Origin of the sequence: Streptomyces sp. SudanB5_2050, assembly GCF_964272335.1 — a bacterium.
Classification (GTDB): domain Bacteria; phylum Actinomycetota; class Actinomycetes; order Streptomycetales; family Streptomycetaceae; genus Streptomyces; species Streptomyces rochei.
The window spans coordinates 5119046-5133982 of record NZ_OZ186760.1; the positions used below are offsets into that span (position 1 = coordinate 5119046).

Here is a 14937-nt window from a genome sequence, read left to right on the forward strand (position 1 = left end):
CTGCACGGTCGACTTCGGTCCATGCCAGCCCCACCTCCTCCGGCCGGTCCCTCGTGAGGGACGATCGATTCCCTCCGTTTAGGAGGGTTCCCCGTAGGGGAGTCTTCAGGCGTCGGGGTGCTGATCGCGACGCTGCTGCGTGCTGCCCCGAATCGCTGGCTCAGAGTATCAGCCACCGACGTGTCAAGGCGCCGCTTTGCCTCCCGCTGACGAGTTCTATGCTCGCCGCATGGTTGATGTTCTTCCTCTGGTCGAGGCCCGGTTGCTCAGCGCCCTGGGCGAACCGGACGCGCGCGCGGCGGTCACCTTCCTCGGCACCGACCGTATCGAGGTGCTGCGCTTCCCGGGCGGCGGCCAGGAGGGCGACATCGTCCGGTACGCCACCCTGGGCATGTCCGCGCAGCCCATGGCCGATCCCACGGCCGTGCTCGCCGACCCGGTCAAGGGCCCCCGCGCCGAACTGGTCCTCTCCGTCCGCTCCGGCCGGGCGGACACCGACAAGGTGCTCCGCCCGCTCGCCGTGCTGGCCGCGTCGCCGCAGGTGGAGGGTGTGGTCGTGGCGCCGGGCGCGTCGCTGGACGTCGGCGAGGCGCTGTGGCCCGGTGCCCCCTTCACCTCGGTCCTGGTCGCCGAGCCGGGCGGTCTGGTGGAGGACCTGGAGCTGGACGCGCCGCTGGACCCCGTGCGGTTCCTGCCGCTGCTGCCGATGACGCCGAACGAGGCCGCCTGGAAGCGTGTGCACGGGGCGCAGGCCCTCCAGGAGCGCTGGCTGACGCAGGGGACGGACCTGCGCGATCCGTCCCGCAGGTCCGCCTCGCTGGAGTGACGCAACTCACCGTCGCCGTTCGTCAGTTGGCGAAGACGGTGACCCCGTCCTCGGTCGCGTGCCTCGGCTCCAGCTCCTCCGCCTCGTAGGTGAGCGATCGGCGTCGTACGAGGACGACGACGGCGCCCAGCACGGCGGTGACCGCCGCCACCACGAAGGGGATGTGGACGTCGGTCCACTCCTCGATCTTCGGCGCGAAGTAGGGCGCCGCGGCCGCCGCGAACCAGCGCACGAAGTTGTAGCCCGCGCTCGCCACCGGACGCGGCGCGTCCGACACCCCGAGGGCCAGCTCGGTGTAGACGGTGTTGTTCACGCCGATGAACGCTCCGGACAGGATCGTGCAGACGACCGCCGCGGTGTGGTTGCCGTAGCCCAGGACGAGCACGTCGGCGGCGAGCAGCACCAGCGAGCCGCCGAGCACCTTCAGCGAGCCGAACCGCTTCTGCATGCGCGGCGCCACGAGCACCGAGAAGACGGCGAGCAGCACGCCCCAGGCGAAGAAGACGGCGCCGGACCTGTACGGCGTCATGTTCAGCACGAACGGGGTGAAGGCCAGCACGGTGAAGAACGTGTAGTTGTAGAAGAACGCCGAGACCGCGGCGGAGGCCAGACCGCCGTGGCCCAGTGCCTTGACCGGGTCCAGCAGCGAGGTCCTGCGGGCCGGCTTCGGCTGCTCCTTGAGGAACGCCGTGATGCACAGGAAGCCGATCGCCATCAGGAACGCCGTGCCGAAGAAGGGGTAGCGCCAGCTGGCGTCGCCGAGCAGCGCGCCCACCAGCGGGCCGCAGGCCATGCCGAGCCCGAGGGCCGACTCGTAGAGCAGGATCGCCGCCGCGCTGCCGCCGGCCGCCGCGCCGACGATCACCGCGAGGGCCGTGGAGACGAACAGCGCGTTGCCCAGCCCCCAGCCCGCCCGGTAGCCGACGAGCTGGCCGACCGTGTCGGAGGTGCCCGCCAGGCCCGCGAAGACCACCACGAGGGCGAGGCCGAGCAGCAGCGTCCTGCGGCCGCCGATGCGGCTGGAGACGAAGCCGGTGACCAGCATCGCGAGGGCGGTGATGAGGAAGTACGAGGTGAACAGGAGGGAGACCTGGCTGGCGCTCGCGTCCAGACCCTGGGCGATGGACGGCAGGATCGGGTCGACGAGTCCGATGCCCATGAAGGCCACGACGGACGCGCCGGCGGTCGCCCACACCGCCTTGGGCTGCCGCAGGATGCCGCCCGCACCCGCGTCGAAGGGGTCCATGCAGTGCTCCAATGCCGACGAGGTAGTTGGTGTATGCACATAGTAAGTTAGCGATGCTAACTAATGCAAGCTACATCTATTTCCGCCGGTCAGCCCTTCCGCCCGGATGGGTGATCGTCCTTGACGTGGGCGAGCGAGGGTAGGACCGTGGGGCTCTATGAGGGGCGAACCCAGTTGCCCGAAGTGTGGTGGCCGGGTCAGGGCTCCCGGCCTCTTCGCCGATTCCTGGCAGTGCGATCTGCACGGCACGGTGCATCCGCTGCAGCCCGTGCTCCCGCCCAGCGTCGAGGCGCTCGGCGTCGTGGTGCACCGCACGCAGGTCCCGGTGTGGATGCCGTGGCCGCTGCCGGTCGGCTGGCTGTTCACGGGTGTGGCCTGCGCGGGCGACGACCGCAGCGGGGGCCGGGCGACCGCCGTGGCCTGCTCCGGCCCCGGGCCCCTCGGCGGGACGGGCGAGCTGATCCTGGTCGCGGAGGAACTCGGCGTCGGTCTCGGCGCGCGCTACGCGGGCATCGACGCCCCGGACCCCGGCCCGTACATGGACGTCGAGAAGCCGCCCCAGGCGAAGGTGCTGGCCGCCGGCCGTCCCACCCCCCTCTGGCACGTCTCCGGCGGCCCCGTCGACCGCGCCGTCTTCGCCGGCGAGGCCCTGGGGATGTGGCTGTGGGCCGTCGCGTGGCCGGAGCAGTCCGGGCTGCTGATGTACGAGGAGCTGGTGCTGACCGACCTGCGGGACGCGGGCGCCGAGGTGGACCTGGTGCCGTGCGGCGCGCTGTCCCCGCGGCTGATCCAGCCGTAGCCCCGGCTCGCGGGGCCCGCTCCGGCGGCGATGACCGGCCCGCCCGGCGGGTCCGACGACGGGATGCGGTCCGGGTGTGGTGGGGCGGTGGGTCCGGCCCGCCCGGCGGGTCCGGCACCCGGGCGCGGTCCGGGTGGGGTGCGGCGGTGACGCCCGTCGGTAGTAGGCGCAGGCCCGTTTCAGGTGTGACAGCGGCGGTCCGAGTTCCGGTTATCCTTGAGCGTCCCCTTCCGTCCCGTCACCGCTTGGAGTCAGCGTCGTGCGCATCGATCTGCACACCCACTCCACCGCGTCCGACGGCACGGACACCCCGGCCCAGCTGGTCCGCAAGGCCGCCACGGCCGGGCTGGACGTCGTCGCGCTGACGGACCACGACACCACCCGCGGTCACGCCGAGGCCGTCGCCGCGCTGCCCGAGGGGCTGACCCTCGTCACCGGCGCCGAGCTGTCCTGCCGCGTCGACGGCATCAGCATGCACATGCTGGCCTACCTGTTCGACCCCGAGGAGCCCGCCCTGCTCGCCGAGCGCGAGCTGGTCCGGGACGACCGGGTGCCGCGCGCCAAGGGCATGGTCGCCAAGCTCAACGCGCTGGGCGTGCCGGTGACCTGGGAGCAGGTCGCGCGCATCGCCGGCGACGGCTCGGTCGGCCGGCCCCACGTGGCCACCGCCCTGGTCGAGCTGGGCGTCGTACCGACCGTGAGCGACGCCTTCACCGAGGACTGGCTGGCCGACGGCGGCCGGGCCTTCGTGGAGAAGCACGAGACCGACCCCTTCGAGGCGCTGCGCCTGATCAAGGCGGCCGGCGGTGTGGCCGTCTTCGCCCACCCGGCCGCCGCCAAGCGCGGACGCACGGTGCCGGAGGCCACCATCGCCGACCTGGCCGCCGCCGGGCTCGACGGCATCGAGGTCGACCACATGGACCACGACGCGGACACGCGGGCGCGGCTGCGCGGGCTCGCCGGGGAGCTGGGGCTCCTGGTGACCGGCTCCAGCGACTACCACGGCAGCCGGAAGACCTGCCTGCTCGGCGAGTACACGACGGACCCCGAGGTGTACGGGGAGATCACGCGGCGGGCGTTCGGGGCCTTCCCGGTGCCGGGCGCCGGCGGGGTCTGAACCGCACTCCCCGTACGTCCACGTTCATCTCTCCCGCAAGGCCAGTAGCTCACCCATGTTCGACATCGCCGTCTTCGGCTCCCTCTTCCTGACCCTTTTTGTCATCATGGATCCCCCCGGGATCACCCCGATCTTCCTCGCGCTGACCTCCGGCCGACCCGCCAAGGTGCAGAAGCGGATGGCCTTCCAGGCCGTCTGCGTCGCCGGTGGCGTGATCACCGTGTTCGGGCTCCTCGGGCACCGGATCCTCGACTACCTGCACGTCTCCGTGCCCGCGCTGATGATCGCGGGCGGGCTGCTGCTCCTGCTGATCGCGCTCGACCTGCTCACCGGCAAGACGGACGAGCCGAAGCAGACCAAGGACGTCAACGTCGCGCTCGTGCCGCTGGGCATGCCGCTGCTCGCCGGTCCCGGAGCGATCGTCTCGGTCATCCTGGCCGTGGAGAAGGCCGACAGCGTGACGGCGCAGGTCTCGGTGTGGACGGCGATCCTCGCGATCCACGTGGTGCTGTGGCTGGTGATGCGGTACTCGCTGCTGATCATCCGTGTCATCAAGGACGGTGGCGTGGTGCTGGTGACCCGGCTCGCGGGCATGATGCTCTCCGCGATCGCGGTGCAGCAGATCATCAACGGGGTCACGCAGGTCGTCCGAGGGGCGTGAGTACGGCGAACGGGGCCCCCGCACGGAATGCCGTGCGGGGGCCCCGGTGCGTGCGGGGGTGTGTCCGCGCTACAAGGCCGAGGTGTCGGCGGGGCGGATCCACAGGCGCTGCCCGATGGCGGCGGCCTGTTGAACGATGCGGTTCACGGAGGCGGCGTCCACGACGGTCGTGTCCACGGGGGTCCCGTCGACGTCGTCGAGTCGCATGACTTCAAAGCGCATGGCCTCTCCCTTGATCTGGTCATCCTCCTGAGGAGAACTACTGGTGTGGCTCCCGGGTCGTCGGTGCCCGGGGAGTCGTTCATAGTCAACGGGGTTCGTGTTACAAACATTCCCTACGCTAAAGAAATTTTTCGAACGGCTAATTACTGACCGGTAAGTCGCTCGCTCGCGGAGCACTGGGTGTTCGATACAAGACTGACCGGGACCAGTTGTGTTCGCAGCGTGACCGCCGGGACAATGGGAGGTGATGAACGACGACCTCGCGTCCCTGAACGCCCGCATCGATCGCACCAACGAGCTGCTCGAACGCATGCTCGCCGAGGTGGCGAAGACGCCCTCGACCCACGCGATCTTCGTCGACGCCGGTTACCTCTACGCGGCGGCGGGGCGTCTGGTGGCCGGGACCGAGGACCGCCGCGCCTTCGACCTGGACGCCGAGGGCCTGATCGATGCGCTCATCGACAAGGCGCGCACCATCTTCGCGGACAGCCGCCTGCTGCGGGTCTACTGGTACGACGGGGCCCGGCGCCGCATCCACACCGCCGAGCAGCAGTCCATCGCCGAGCTGCCGGACGTCAAGGTCCGCCTGGGCAACCTCAACGCCAACAACCAGCAGAAGGGCGTCGACTCCCTCATCCGCTCCGACCTGGAGTCCCTGGCCCGGCACCGCGCGATCAGCGACGTGGCCCTGCTCGGCGGGGACGAGGATCTGGTGTCGGCGGTCGAGGCCGCCCAGGGGTACGGCGCACGCGTCCACCTGTGGGGCATCGAGGCGCCCGAGGGCCGCAACCAGGCCGACCCGCTGCTCTGGGAGGTCGACAGCCAGCGCACCTTCGACCTGGACTTCTTCAAGCCGTACGTCTCCCGGCGCACGGCTCAGGCGTACGAGGTGACGAACGCCGCCCGTCCCGCCCGTGAGGACGTCCGCTTCGTCGGCGCGCAGATCGCGGCGAAATGGCTGGCCGCCCGGGGCCGCGAGTCCCTGGTGGAACTCCTCCCGGGGCACCCCTACCTCCCCGGCTCCGTGGACCAGGACCTGCTGGTGGAGGCCGAGGGCCTGCTGCAGTACTCGCTGCGCGGCCAGCCCGACCTGCGGCGGGCGCTGCGGGACGGCTTCTGGGAGCACCTCCAGGCGCAGTACTAGCCGCACGCGGGCGGTGGCCGCGGGGCGGGGCGGCTGCGCCGGGGGAGGGGGCTGGTCGGTGCGCGCCGTCCGCGTCGGGGCGGTGGTGCGGGTCGGTCCGCGCCGGTCCGCTTCGGTGCGCGGGGTCGGCTGCCCTCCGGGGCTACGACCGGCGGGGCAGGCCGTCCCAGAAGTCGGCGAGGGCGCGGGCGGTCGGCAGGGGGCGGTCGGTGTTGGGGGAGTGCTCGGCGCCGTCGATCACGGTCCGGCGCGCGCCCAGCCGCACGGCCATCTCGTCCAGGAGCGGGACGGGCCAGGTGTCGTCGTAGGCGCCGGAGAGCACGTGGCAGGGCAGGGGCGTGGCGGCGAGCTCGGCGACCCGGTCCGGCTCGGTGCACAACTGACGCCCGGTCGCGAGCAGCTGGGCCGGCTTGGTGCCCAGCCAGCGGTCGCGCAGTCGTTCCGGGTCCTCGGGGCCGTGCGCGGGCGCCGGGGCGCCGACCTCCTCGGGCGGCCCCATGGCCTGGATCACCGCCCAGACCTCGGCCATCGTCATGGTGTCGAGCGCGTCGCGCAGCAGCTTCACCCGCTGCTGCTGGGAGACGGAGATCCGCGCCGGGCCCGAGGACATCAGCGTGAGGGACATGAAGGGCGCGTGGTCGAGGAGGACGGCGGCCCGCGCGATCTGGCCGCCGAGGGAGTGCCCGAGGAGGTGCACCGAGGTTCCGAGAGCGGCGGCCTGCGCGAGCACGTCCCGGGCCAGCTCGCTCTGCGCGTAGGCGGCCTCGTCGTGCGCGGGCCCGTCGGACTCGTACTGCCCCCGCCCGTCCACGGCGACCGTTCGGTACCCGCGTGCGCCGAGCGGCTCGTGCAGCAGCGTGAAGTCCTCCTTGCTCCCCGTGAAGCCGGGCAGCATCAGCACCGTGCCCCTTGCCTCGACCCCGCCGGCCACGGGCGAGTCGACGACGGCGAACTCACCGCGCGCGGTGCGCAGCCGGTACGTGCGGGCGTCGGGGGGCGGGGTGAAGTCGGCGTTCCTGCTCACGGGCAGAGGCTATCGGGCGGTCGGCCGGGGGAGGGGGCTGAGGCGGGGGGCGCGTGAGGCGCGGCCGGGTGAGCGGGAGGGGACTGGGGGGTGCGGCGTGCGGGGGCGGGGTCCGGGGCTTCGGGTCCAGGGGCCCGGGGCCCCGAGGCCGGGGGCGCTGAGGCCGGGCCCGAGGCCGGAGACGTCGCTGAGAGCGGGGGGCTGCTCGATGGGGCTGCGTGTGGAAGACGCGGAGTCCGGTGCGCGCGGCCCGGACGGGGCGTGTGACCTGGCCGGTGCGTGGGTGCGTGCGGGGGCGGGGCAGGGCGGTCGGCCGGGTCGGTGACAGGGCCCGACCGGGCTGGCGCGTTGCCCGCTGCCGGAACGCCGTCGGCCCGGCCCGCACGGGTGGCGGGCCGGGCCGACGGTCGGTCGGAACGGCGTCGGTCAGCTCTCGCCGGAGTCCGCGGAGTCCGCGGTCCGGGCGGAAGCGGCGGCCGTCTTGCGGGTGCGCCGGACCTTCGGCTTGGCGTCGGCGGCCTCGGCGGGGGCCTCGACCGTGGTGGCGGCCTTACGGGTCCGGCGCCGCGGCGCGGCCTCCGACTCCTGCGCCGACTGGGCGGGGATGTCGGCCGTGGTCCCGGCGGTCCCGGCCGTTTCGGTGGCCGGGGCGGCCTTGCGGGTGCGGCGTGCCTTCGGCTTGGCCTCGGTGGCTTCGGCCGTGTCGGCTGCGGTCTCCGCCTTGGTGGCGGCCGTCTTGCGGGTGCGCCGGGGCTTGGCCTCGGCAGCATCCGGTGCCGGGGCCGCGCCGTCGGCGGTCTCGGCGGTGGCGGCGGCCTTGCGGGTGCGGCGTGCCTTCGGCTTGGCCTCGGTGGCTTCGGCCGTGTCGGCTGCGGTCTCCGCCTTGGCGGTGGCCGTCTTGCGGGTGCGCCGGGGCTTGGCCTCGGCGGCCTCGGTCGCCTCGACGGTGTCGGCGGCGGCTTCCGCCTTGGCGGTGGCCGTCTTGCGGGTACGACGCGGCTTCGCCTCGGCGGTCTTCGACTCCTGCGCCGACTGGGCGGGGATGTCGGCCGTGGTCCCGGCGGTCCCGGCCGTTTCGGTGGCCGGGGCGGCCTTGCGGGTGCGGCGTGCCTTCGGCTTGGCCTCGGTGGCTTCGGCCGTGTCGGCTGCGGTCTCCGCCTTGGCGGTGGCCGTCTTGCGGGTGCGCCGGGGCTTGGCCTCGGCGGCCTCGGTCGCCTCGACGGTGTCCGCGGCGGCTTCCGCCTTCGCGGCGGCCGTCTTGCGGGTACGACGCGGCTTCGCCTCGGCCGCTTCCGGGGCCGGAGCGGCCTCGGTGCCCTCGGCGGTGTCGGCGGCGGTCTCCGCCTTGGCGGCGGCCTTGCGGGTGCGGCGCGGCTTGGTCTCCGTCGCCGCGGGCGCGGCCTCGGTCGCCGCCTCCGCCGTGTCGACCGCCGTCTCGGCCGCCGCGGTCGTGGCCTTGCGGGTGCGTCGGCGCGGCTTCTCCGCCGGGGCCTCGGCCACCGGGGCGGCCTCCGCGGCCGTCGGCTCAGCGGCCGTCGGCTCGATCACCGGGGTGGCGTCGGCCGCGGTGGCCTGCGGCTCGGCCGACTTGCGGGTGCGGCGACGGCGCGGCTTCGCGGGTGCCTCGACGGCGTCCGCGGCTTCCGGCAGCGCGGGCGCGGTGCCCGCCACGGCCGGTGCGGCAGCGGTCTCGTCGGCCGTGGCGGCGGGCGTCACCGGCCCGCGAGCGGGCTCGCCGCCGCGCGTACGGCGCCGACGGCGCAGCGTGCGGGGCCCCTGGGCGGCGTCGGTGTCCACGGCGGTGCCGTCCGCACCGCCGGTCACGGACTCGGCCGAGGTGGGCGAGGCGGTCGTGGTGGTCGTGGTGCCGTCGGCGTCCACCGGCGCACCGCCGCGCATCCGGCGGCGACGACGCGGGGTACGGGGAGCACGCTCGCGGTCGGCGGAACGGGACTCGTCCCGGCCGCCCCGACCACCCCGGTCGCCGCGCGCACGGCCACCGCGGCCGCCCGGCTCGCCCAGATCCTCCAGCTCCTCCGCGTCGAGCCCGGCACGGGTGCGCTCGGAGCGCGGGAGGACACCCTTGGTGCCCTCGGGGATGCCGAGGTCGGTGAAGAGGTGAGGAGAGGTGGAGTACGTCTCCGGCGGGTCGTTGAAGCCGAGCTGGAGCGCCTTGTTGATCAGCTGCCAGCGCGGGATGTCGTCCCAGTCGACGAGGGTGATCGCCGTACCCTTGGCGCCCGCGCGGCCGGTGCGGCCGATGCGGTGCAGGTACGTCTTCTCCTCTTCCGGCGACTGGTAGTTGATGACGTGCGTCACGCCTTCGACGTCGATGCCGCGGGCGGCCACGTCGGTGCAGACCAGCACGTCCACCTTGCCGTTGCGGAAGGCGCGCAGGGCCTGCTCGCGCGCGCCCTGGCCGAGGTCGCCGTGGACGGCGCCGGAGGCGAAGCCGCGCTGCTTGAGCTGGTCGGCCAGGTCGGCCGCCGTGCGCTTGGTGCGGCAGAAGACCATGGCCAGGCCCCGGCCCTCGGCCTGCAGTATGCGCGCCACCATCTCGGGCTTGTCCATGTTGTGCGCGCGGTAGATGAACTGCTTGGTGTTGGCGACCGTCGCGCCCTCGTCGTCCGGCGAGGTGGCGCGGATGTGCGTGGGCTGCGACATGTAGCGGCGGGCCAGTCCGATGACCGCCCCCGGCATGGTGGCCGAGAACAGCATGGTCTGACGCTTGGCCGGCAGCATGTTGATGATCTTCTCGACGTCGGGCAGGAAGCCCAGGTCGAGCATCTCGTCGGCCTCGTCCAGCACCAGGCACTTGACGTGCTTGAGGCTCAGCTTCTTCTGGCCCGCGAGGTCCAGCAGCCGCCCCGGGGTGCCGACGATCACGTCGACGCCCTTCTTCAGGGCCTCCACCTGCGGCTCGTAGGCCCGGCCGCCGTAGATCGCGGTGACGCGCACGTTGCGCACCTTGCCGGCGGTCAGGAGGTCGTTGGTCACCTGCTGGCACAGCTCGCGCGTCGGGACGACGACGAGGGCCTGCGGCGCGTCGGTCAGGGACTCGGGCGCGGCGCGGCCCGCCTCGACGTCGGCGGGGACGGTCACGCGCTCCAGGAGCGGGAGGCCGAAGCCCAGCGTCTTGCCGGTGCCGGTCTTGGCCTGGCCGATCACGTCCGTGCCCGAGAGGGCCACGGGGAGCGTCAGCTCCTGGATCGGGAAGGGAGTGATGATGCCGACGGCCTCGAGGGCTTCGGCGGTCTCGGGGAGGATCCCGAGGGATCGGAACGTCGTAGTCAGGGTGCTGCCTCTTCTGTGTGCGTGGTGCGAGGCGAGCGCGCGGGTCGTGCCGGACCGTGTCGGGGACGTCGGCTGCCTTACGGGTGAGCCGTAGGACACGGGACCTCTGTCGACGCTCCAGCGCTCGTACCACTGAGGGTCCCCCTCCGGGATCCGTACGCAGCATGGCGTACGGAGGGAGGGCTGTCGGGTCGGAGCCGATCGGGCCACCGACCGGGCATCCTCATGCGTGCGGCCCGACGATGATGTCACGTACCCGTACGTCACATACTCGGCAGGCGCATTACCACCATACCCCGGATTCGTGCACACGCGATGGCCGATTTGGTCACGTAGTCGTCGTCACACTGATCGAGGACGGCCGTTCGGGCGCCGACCTGGGCCGACCGGGGGCCTTCCCGCAGGCGAGGGGCGGGCTATTGTGCGCTGCATGACGAGCTCTGACAAGCCTGGCAACGCCGCAGACGCCCCCGCCGAGACCACCGGAGCCGAGGAGGGCCCCGCGGCCACCGGAGTCGCCGCCCTGGACTGGGCCACGGCCGCCGCCGATCCGCAGTACCGCGCCGCGGTCGTGGACCTGCTCGGCGCGCTCGCGTACGGCGAGCTGGCGGCGTTCGAGCGGCTCGCGGAGGACGCCAAGCTGGCGCCCACGCTGGCGGACAAGGCGGAGCTGGCGAAGATGGCGTCGGCCGAGTTCCACCACTTCGAGCGGCTGCGCGACCGGCTCGCCGAGATCGGCGAGGAGCCGACGGCGGCGATGGAGCCCTTCGTGGCCGCGTACGACGGCTTCCACAAGCAGACGGACCCCTCGGACTGGCTGGAGGGCCTGGTCAAGGCGTACGTCGGCGACTCCATCGCCAGCGACTTCTACCGCGAGGTCGCGGCCCGCCTCGACTCCGACACCCGTGAACTGGTGCTGGCGGTGCTGGACGACACCGGGCACGCGGGCTTCGCGGTGGAGAAGGTGCGGGCGGCGATCGACGCGGACCCGCGCGTGGGCGGGCGGCTCGCGCTGTGGGCGCGGCGGCTGATGGGCGAGGCGCTGTCCCAGTCCCAGCGCGTGGTCGCCGACCGGGACGCGCTGTCGACGATGCTCGTGGGCGGGGTGGCGGACGGCTTCGACCTCGCCGAGGTCGGCAGGATGTTCTCCCGGATCACCGAGGCCCACACCAAGCGGATGGCGGCCCTGGGGCTCGCGGCCTGACCTGACGGGCTCGGGGCCGATACAGGGCTCGGGGGCGGGGCCGATACCGGGCTAGGGCTCGGGGCCGGCCCGGTGGCAGCCCCCTGTGGTCGTCGCGACGGCTGCGTGCGGTGGCCCGCGTGCGGTGGCCCCGCGCGCGGCTGCCGGCAGCAGCGGCGGTCGCGGGCAGCGGTCGGGAGGCGGGCGCTCAGGCGGTGGCCGAGCGCCGGCGCAGCCTGGTCGCGGGCCGCAGCAGCAGGGACAACGAGCACGCGGACAGGGCCGCCGAGCCCAGCAGGACGAGCGGGAGACCGGCGGCGCCCAGCGCGGTGTGCGTGACGAACGCCCCGAAGAGAGCCCCGGCGATGCCCGTCGGCAGCACCAGGACGCGGGCGGGGAGACGGTGCGGCAGCCGGTGGGCGGCGGCCCAGGCCAGGGCGAGGCCGAGGATCGCGGCGCAGAGCGCTTCCAAGAGCATGTCGGGGTCCCTCCCACGCGGCCGGCCTGCCCGAAACGGTCACAGCCGTCTTACCCCTGACCTGCGGAATACAACCCTCCCTCTGTGGGTGAACTGTGCTCCACCCGTGCGCACGACATACGGGAGGGGCCCGGCGGTGACTCACCGCCGGGCCCCTCCCGTATGTCGTCCGTCGTCGTCCCGTCTCCGCGGCCTACAGCGCGCCGAAGCCCACCTTGCGCGGGGACGGCTCGCCGATCTCGACGTAGGCGAGACGGTCGGCCGGCACCAGGACCTTGCGGCCGTGTTCGTCCACGAGGCTCAGCAGCTGCGACTTGCCGGCCAGTGCCTCGGCCACCACACGCTCGACCTCCTCGGCACTCTGACCGCTCTCCAGAACGATCTCGCGGGGCGCGTGCTGCACGCCGATCTTGACCTCCACGGCTATGTCCCTCCGACGGTCAGTGAAGTGCGCGATCTTCCGCGCCGTACCCAGCACACATTAGCCCGGTGAGGGGACGTACACGCTCCGCCGGAGAACGCCAGGAGCGAACAGCCGACGGGAACAGGCGTCCCGTGCGTCCCGCGGCCGTGCCGGTCAGTGCTGCTCGGTGCCGTGCAGCGGGAAACCGGCGATGCCCCGCCAGGCCAGCGAGGTCAGCAGCTGCACCGCCTGGTCGCGTGGCACACTGCGGTCGCTGTGCAGCCAGGAACGGGCCACCACCTGCGCGAGCCCGCCCAGCCCGGAGGCCAGCAGCATCGACTCGGCCCGCGAGAGGCCGGTGTCCTCGGCGATGACGTCGCAGATCGCCTCGGCGCACTCGTTGGTGACCTTGTCGACGCGCTCGCGCACGGCGGGCTCGTTGGTCAGGTCCGACTCGAAGACCAGGCGGAAGGCGCCGCCGTCGTCCTCGACGTACGCGAAGTAGGCGTCCATCGTGGCCCGCACGCGCTGCTTGTTGTCGCTCGTCGAGGCGAGCGCGTGGCGCACGGACTGGATCAGGGCCTCGCAGTGCTGGTCCAGCAGGGCGAGATAGAGGTCGAGCTTGCCCGGGAAGTGCTGGTAGAGCACCGGCTTGCTGACGCCCGCCCGTTCGGCGATGTCGTCCATCGCGGCCGCGTGGTACCCCTGGGCCACGAACACTTCCTGTGCGGCGCCCAGCAGCTGGTTGCGTCGGGCTCGGCGGGGAAGGCGTGTGCCCCGCGGGCGTACCGCCTCTGTCTGCTCGATGGCTGTCACGCCGCCTCCCATAGTCGTCCTCGTGCGGTGTGCGCCGCGCCGCCATCGTACTTTTCGGTAACCGTGCTGTGTGCGGTGCGAGCGCAGAATTTCACGGACCGGACGGTGACGAAAGCCGCACAACAGGTTTCAAAAGGGTCCAGGCCGGGCAGAAATCCGCCTCCTTCCTGCTCGTCCCTGCTCATCGGGCCTTTTCGCCGCCGCCGTCGTCGCGCGGCGGGCCGGCCGATCAGCGGTAGTCGTCCTCGTCGTGGGAGACGATCCGGGCCTGCTCCGCCAGGTCGGCCTCGTTGGCGCGGCCCGGGTCGTGGCCGGTCAGCGGGTCGTCGCGCTCCGGCGCGATGTCCTTCTTCTGCTCGGCCGCGTCGGCGTCCGGCGCCTCGACGTCGAACTCCTCCGCTTCCTGTGCCTCGTCCTCGAAGGTCTCGGGGTCGGTCGGATCGACGGTCATGCCGGGCTCCCTTCTTACGAACGTCCCTGAAGGTGCAGGGGCCACACGCGGGTGCCCACTCCACGAGCGTAGGAGACACCCGTTCCGGACGCCATGCGTCGTCCGGGGCCCTCCGTGGCCCTCCGTGGGGGCGGTGGGTGCGGTCATGGGTACCCGGAGAGGGAAGCGACCCACCCCCCTTGTGATGGCGAACACATGAACCACTGCGTGATCGTCTCGTAACATTGCCGCATGTCTTCGACCGAGCAGCCGTCCGCCTCGCCCGCCAACGTGCTGCCGAAGGTCTCGGCCGTCAAGGTCGCGGACGGTGAGCGTCTGAGGTCGGTCCATCTGCCCGGCGTCACCCTGACGGTGCGCTCGCGCCCGCCCGCCCGCGAGGGACTGCCGCCCGCCCTCTACGTCCACGGCCTCGGCGGTTCCTCGCAGAACTGGTCGGCGCTGATGCCGCTGCTGGACGGCGTGGTCGACAACGAGGCGCTGGACCTGCCGGGTTTCGGCGACTCCCCGCCGCCGGACGACGGCGACTACTCGATCACCGGACACGCGCGCGCGGTCATCCGCTACCTCGACGCTTCCGGGCGCGGTCCCGTGCACCTCTTCGGCAACTCGCTCGGCGGCGCCGTCACCACCCGGGTCGCCGCCGCGCGCCCCGACCTGGTGCGGACGCTGACCCTGGTGTCACCGGCGCTGCCGGAGATCCGCGTGCAGCGCAGCGCCGTGCCGACGGGGCTGCTGGCGGTGCCGGGGGTGGCGGCGCTGTTCACCCGGCTCACCCGGGAGTGGACCGCGGAGCAGCGGGTGCGCGGCGTCACCGCGCTCTGCTACGGCGACCCCGGGAGGGTGAGCGAGGAGGGCTTCCGCAACGCCGTCGAGGAGATGGAGCGGCGGCTGCAACTGCCGTACTTCTGGGACGCGATGGCGCGTTCCGCGCGCGGCATCGTCAACGCGTACACGCTGGGCGGCCAGCACGCGCTGTGGCGACAGGCCGAACGGGTTCTCGCACCCACGCTCCTGGTCTACGGTGGTCGGGACCAACTCGTCGGCTACCGCATGGCCCAGCGGGCCGCCCGCGCCTTCCGTGACTCCCGGCTGCTCACCCTGCCGGACGCGGGTCACGTGGCGATGATGGAGTATCCGGAGACGGTGGCCACGGCGTTCCGTGAACTCCTCGCGGACACCGCGAAGCCGGCGGCCGACGAGCGGACCGACGGGGTCCTCGGGGACGAGACCGCCGACCAGACCACAGGAGGCTGAGGCGCGACGTGGGACGCCA

Annotated in this window: 15 protein-coding genes; 7 read left to right on the top strand and 8 right to left on the bottom strand. The window is 72.9% G+C overall.

Translation table 11 applies throughout. The annotated features are described in order from the left end of the window. Nucleotides 1-229: 229 nt before the first annotated feature. The gene (locus tag ACFZP7_RS22975) at nt 230-826 is read left to right on the top strand and encodes a suppressor of fused domain protein (protein WP_385635481.1); all 597 of its coding nucleotides are present in this window, start codon (nt 230-232) and stop codon (nt 824-826) included. 22 nt (nt 827-848) lie between these two features. Here the strand turns inward: ACFZP7_RS22975 and ACFZP7_RS22980 are convergent, their stop codons facing one another. Continuing rightward, nucleotides 849-2072: an MFS transporter gene (locus ACFZP7_RS22980; protein WP_062132315.1), complete on the bottom strand. Its 1224-nt coding sequence runs from the start codon at nt 2070-2072 to the stop codon at nt 849-851. 157 nt (nt 2073-2229) lie between these two features. On the opposite strand from ACFZP7_RS22980, the gene ACFZP7_RS22985 reads away from it, so the two are divergent. From ACFZP7_RS22985 to ACFZP7_RS22995, 3 genes are all read left to right on the top strand, one after another. Beyond that, a complete protein-coding gene (locus ACFZP7_RS22985) occupies nt 2230-2871 on the top strand; it encodes a DUF6758 family protein (RefSeq protein ID WP_125773211.1) in 642 nt (213 codons plus the stop codon). Nucleotides 2872-3130: 259 nt separating this feature from the next. Then, the gene (locus tag ACFZP7_RS22990) at nt 3131-3988 is read left to right on the top strand and encodes a PHP domain-containing protein (protein WP_030971178.1); all 858 of its coding nucleotides are present in this window, start codon (nt 3131-3133) and stop codon (nt 3986-3988) included. A gap of 55 nt (nt 3989-4043) precedes the next feature. Continuing rightward, entirely contained in the window at nt 4044-4649 is a 606-nt protein-coding gene (locus tag ACFZP7_RS22995) for a MarC family protein (RefSeq protein ID WP_019327030.1), read from the top strand. 69 nt (nt 4650-4718) lie between these two features. Here ACFZP7_RS22995 and ACFZP7_RS23000 read toward each other — a convergent pair whose 3' ends face one another. After that, a complete protein-coding gene (locus ACFZP7_RS23000) occupies nt 4719-4871 on the bottom strand; it encodes a hypothetical protein (RefSeq protein WP_007444413.1) in 153 nt (50 codons plus the stop codon). A 247-nt stretch (nt 4872-5118) separates the two neighbouring features. On the opposite strand from ACFZP7_RS23000, the gene ACFZP7_RS23005 reads away from it, so the two are divergent. Continuing rightward, nucleotides 5119-6015 (top strand): NYN domain-containing protein, encoded by an 897-nt coding sequence (locus ACFZP7_RS23005; protein WP_019327029.1) that lies wholly within the window; start codon nt 5119-5121, stop codon nt 6013-6015. A gap of 142 nt (nt 6016-6157) precedes the next feature. Here the strand turns inward: ACFZP7_RS23005 and ACFZP7_RS23010 are convergent, their stop codons facing one another. Beyond that, on the bottom strand, nt 6158-7039 hold the full coding sequence (locus ACFZP7_RS23010; protein ID WP_385635484.1) for an alpha/beta fold hydrolase: 882 nt from the start codon (nt 7037-7039) through the stop codon (nt 6158-6160). Between the two features lie 426 nt (nt 7040-7465). Beyond that, nucleotides 7466-10240: a DEAD/DEAH box helicase gene (locus ACFZP7_RS23015; protein WP_385638511.1), complete on the bottom strand. Its 2775-nt coding sequence runs from the start codon at nt 10238-10240 to the stop codon at nt 7466-7468. Nucleotides 10241-10763: 523 nt separating this feature from the next. On the opposite strand from ACFZP7_RS23015, the gene ACFZP7_RS23020 reads away from it, so the two are divergent. Continuing rightward, nucleotides 10764-11537, top strand: coding sequence for a ferritin-like domain-containing protein (locus ACFZP7_RS23020; protein ID WP_019327025.1), 774 nt, complete (start codon nt 10764-10766; stop codon nt 11535-11537). A gap of 187 nt (nt 11538-11724) precedes the next feature. Here the strand turns inward: ACFZP7_RS23020 and ACFZP7_RS23025 are convergent, their stop codons facing one another. From ACFZP7_RS23025 to ACFZP7_RS23040, 4 genes are all read right to left on the bottom strand, one after another. Beyond that, on the bottom strand, nt 11725-11994 hold the full coding sequence (locus ACFZP7_RS23025; protein ID WP_030971187.1) for a hypothetical protein: 270 nt from the start codon (nt 11992-11994) through the stop codon (nt 11725-11727). A gap of 193 nt (nt 11995-12187) precedes the next feature. Next, nucleotides 12188-12415 (bottom strand): DUF3107 domain-containing protein, encoded by a 228-nt coding sequence (locus tag ACFZP7_RS23030; RefSeq protein WP_019327022.1) that lies wholly within the window; start codon nt 12413-12415, stop codon nt 12188-12190. Between the two features lie 156 nt (nt 12416-12571). Beyond that, nucleotides 12572-13213, bottom strand: a complete 642-nt coding sequence (locus ACFZP7_RS23035; protein ID WP_029393682.1) for a TetR/AcrR family transcriptional regulator — start codon at nt 13211-13213, stop codon at nt 12572-12574. A gap of 229 nt (nt 13214-13442) precedes the next feature. Beyond that, nucleotides 13443-13664 carry a hypothetical protein gene (locus ACFZP7_RS23040; protein WP_019327020.1) on the bottom strand — a complete coding sequence of 74 codons (222 nt, stop codon included), beginning with the start codon at nt 13662-13664 and terminating at the stop codon, nt 13443-13445. Between the two features lie 231 nt (nt 13665-13895). Here ACFZP7_RS23040 and ACFZP7_RS23045 point away from each other — a divergent pair, with 231 nt between their 5' ends. Next, nucleotides 13896-14918 carry an alpha/beta fold hydrolase gene (locus tag ACFZP7_RS23045; protein ID WP_031016207.1) on the top strand — a complete coding sequence of 341 codons (1023 nt, stop codon included), beginning with the start codon at nt 13896-13898 and terminating at the stop codon, nt 14916-14918. Nucleotides 14919-14937: the final 19 nt, after the last annotated feature.

What these genes read in the sequence shown, in the direction of transcription:
- ACFZP7_RS22980 (WP_062132315.1), bottom strand. Translation starts at nt 2,072, where the DNA reads ATGGACCCCTTCGACGCGGGTGCGGGCGGCATCCTGCGGCAGCCCAAG.
- ACFZP7_RS23000 (WP_007444413.1), bottom strand. Translation starts at nt 4,871, where the DNA reads ATGCGCTTTGAAGTCATGCGACTCGACGACGTCGACGGGACCCCCGTG.
- ACFZP7_RS23005 (WP_019327029.1), top strand. Translation starts at nt 5,119, where the DNA reads ATGAACGACGACCTCGCGTCCCTGAACGCCCGCATCGATCGCACCAAC.
- ACFZP7_RS22975 (WP_385635481.1), top strand. Translation starts at nt 230, where the DNA reads ATGGTTGATGTTCTTCCTCTGGTCGAGGCCCGGTTGCTCAGCGCCCTG.
- ACFZP7_RS22995 (WP_019327030.1), top strand. Translation starts at nt 4,044, where the DNA reads ATGTTCGACATCGCCGTCTTCGGCTCCCTCTTCCTGACCCTTTTTGTC.
- ACFZP7_RS23045 (WP_031016207.1), top strand. Translation starts at nt 13,896, where the DNA reads ATGTCTTCGACCGAGCAGCCGTCCGCCTCGCCCGCCAACGTGCTGCCG.
- ACFZP7_RS23025 (WP_030971187.1), bottom strand. Translation starts at nt 11,994, where the DNA reads ATGCTCTTGGAAGCGCTCTGCGCCGCGATCCTCGGCCTCGCCCTGGCC.
- ACFZP7_RS22985 (WP_125773211.1), top strand. Translation starts at nt 2,230, where the DNA reads ATGAGGGGCGAACCCAGTTGCCCGAAGTGTGGTGGCCGGGTCAGGGCT.
- ACFZP7_RS23040 (WP_019327020.1), bottom strand. Translation starts at nt 13,664, where the DNA reads ATGACCGTCGATCCGACCGACCCCGAGACCTTCGAGGACGAGGCACAG.
- ACFZP7_RS23020 (WP_019327025.1), top strand. Translation starts at nt 10,764, where the DNA reads ATGACGAGCTCTGACAAGCCTGGCAACGCCGCAGACGCCCCCGCCGAG.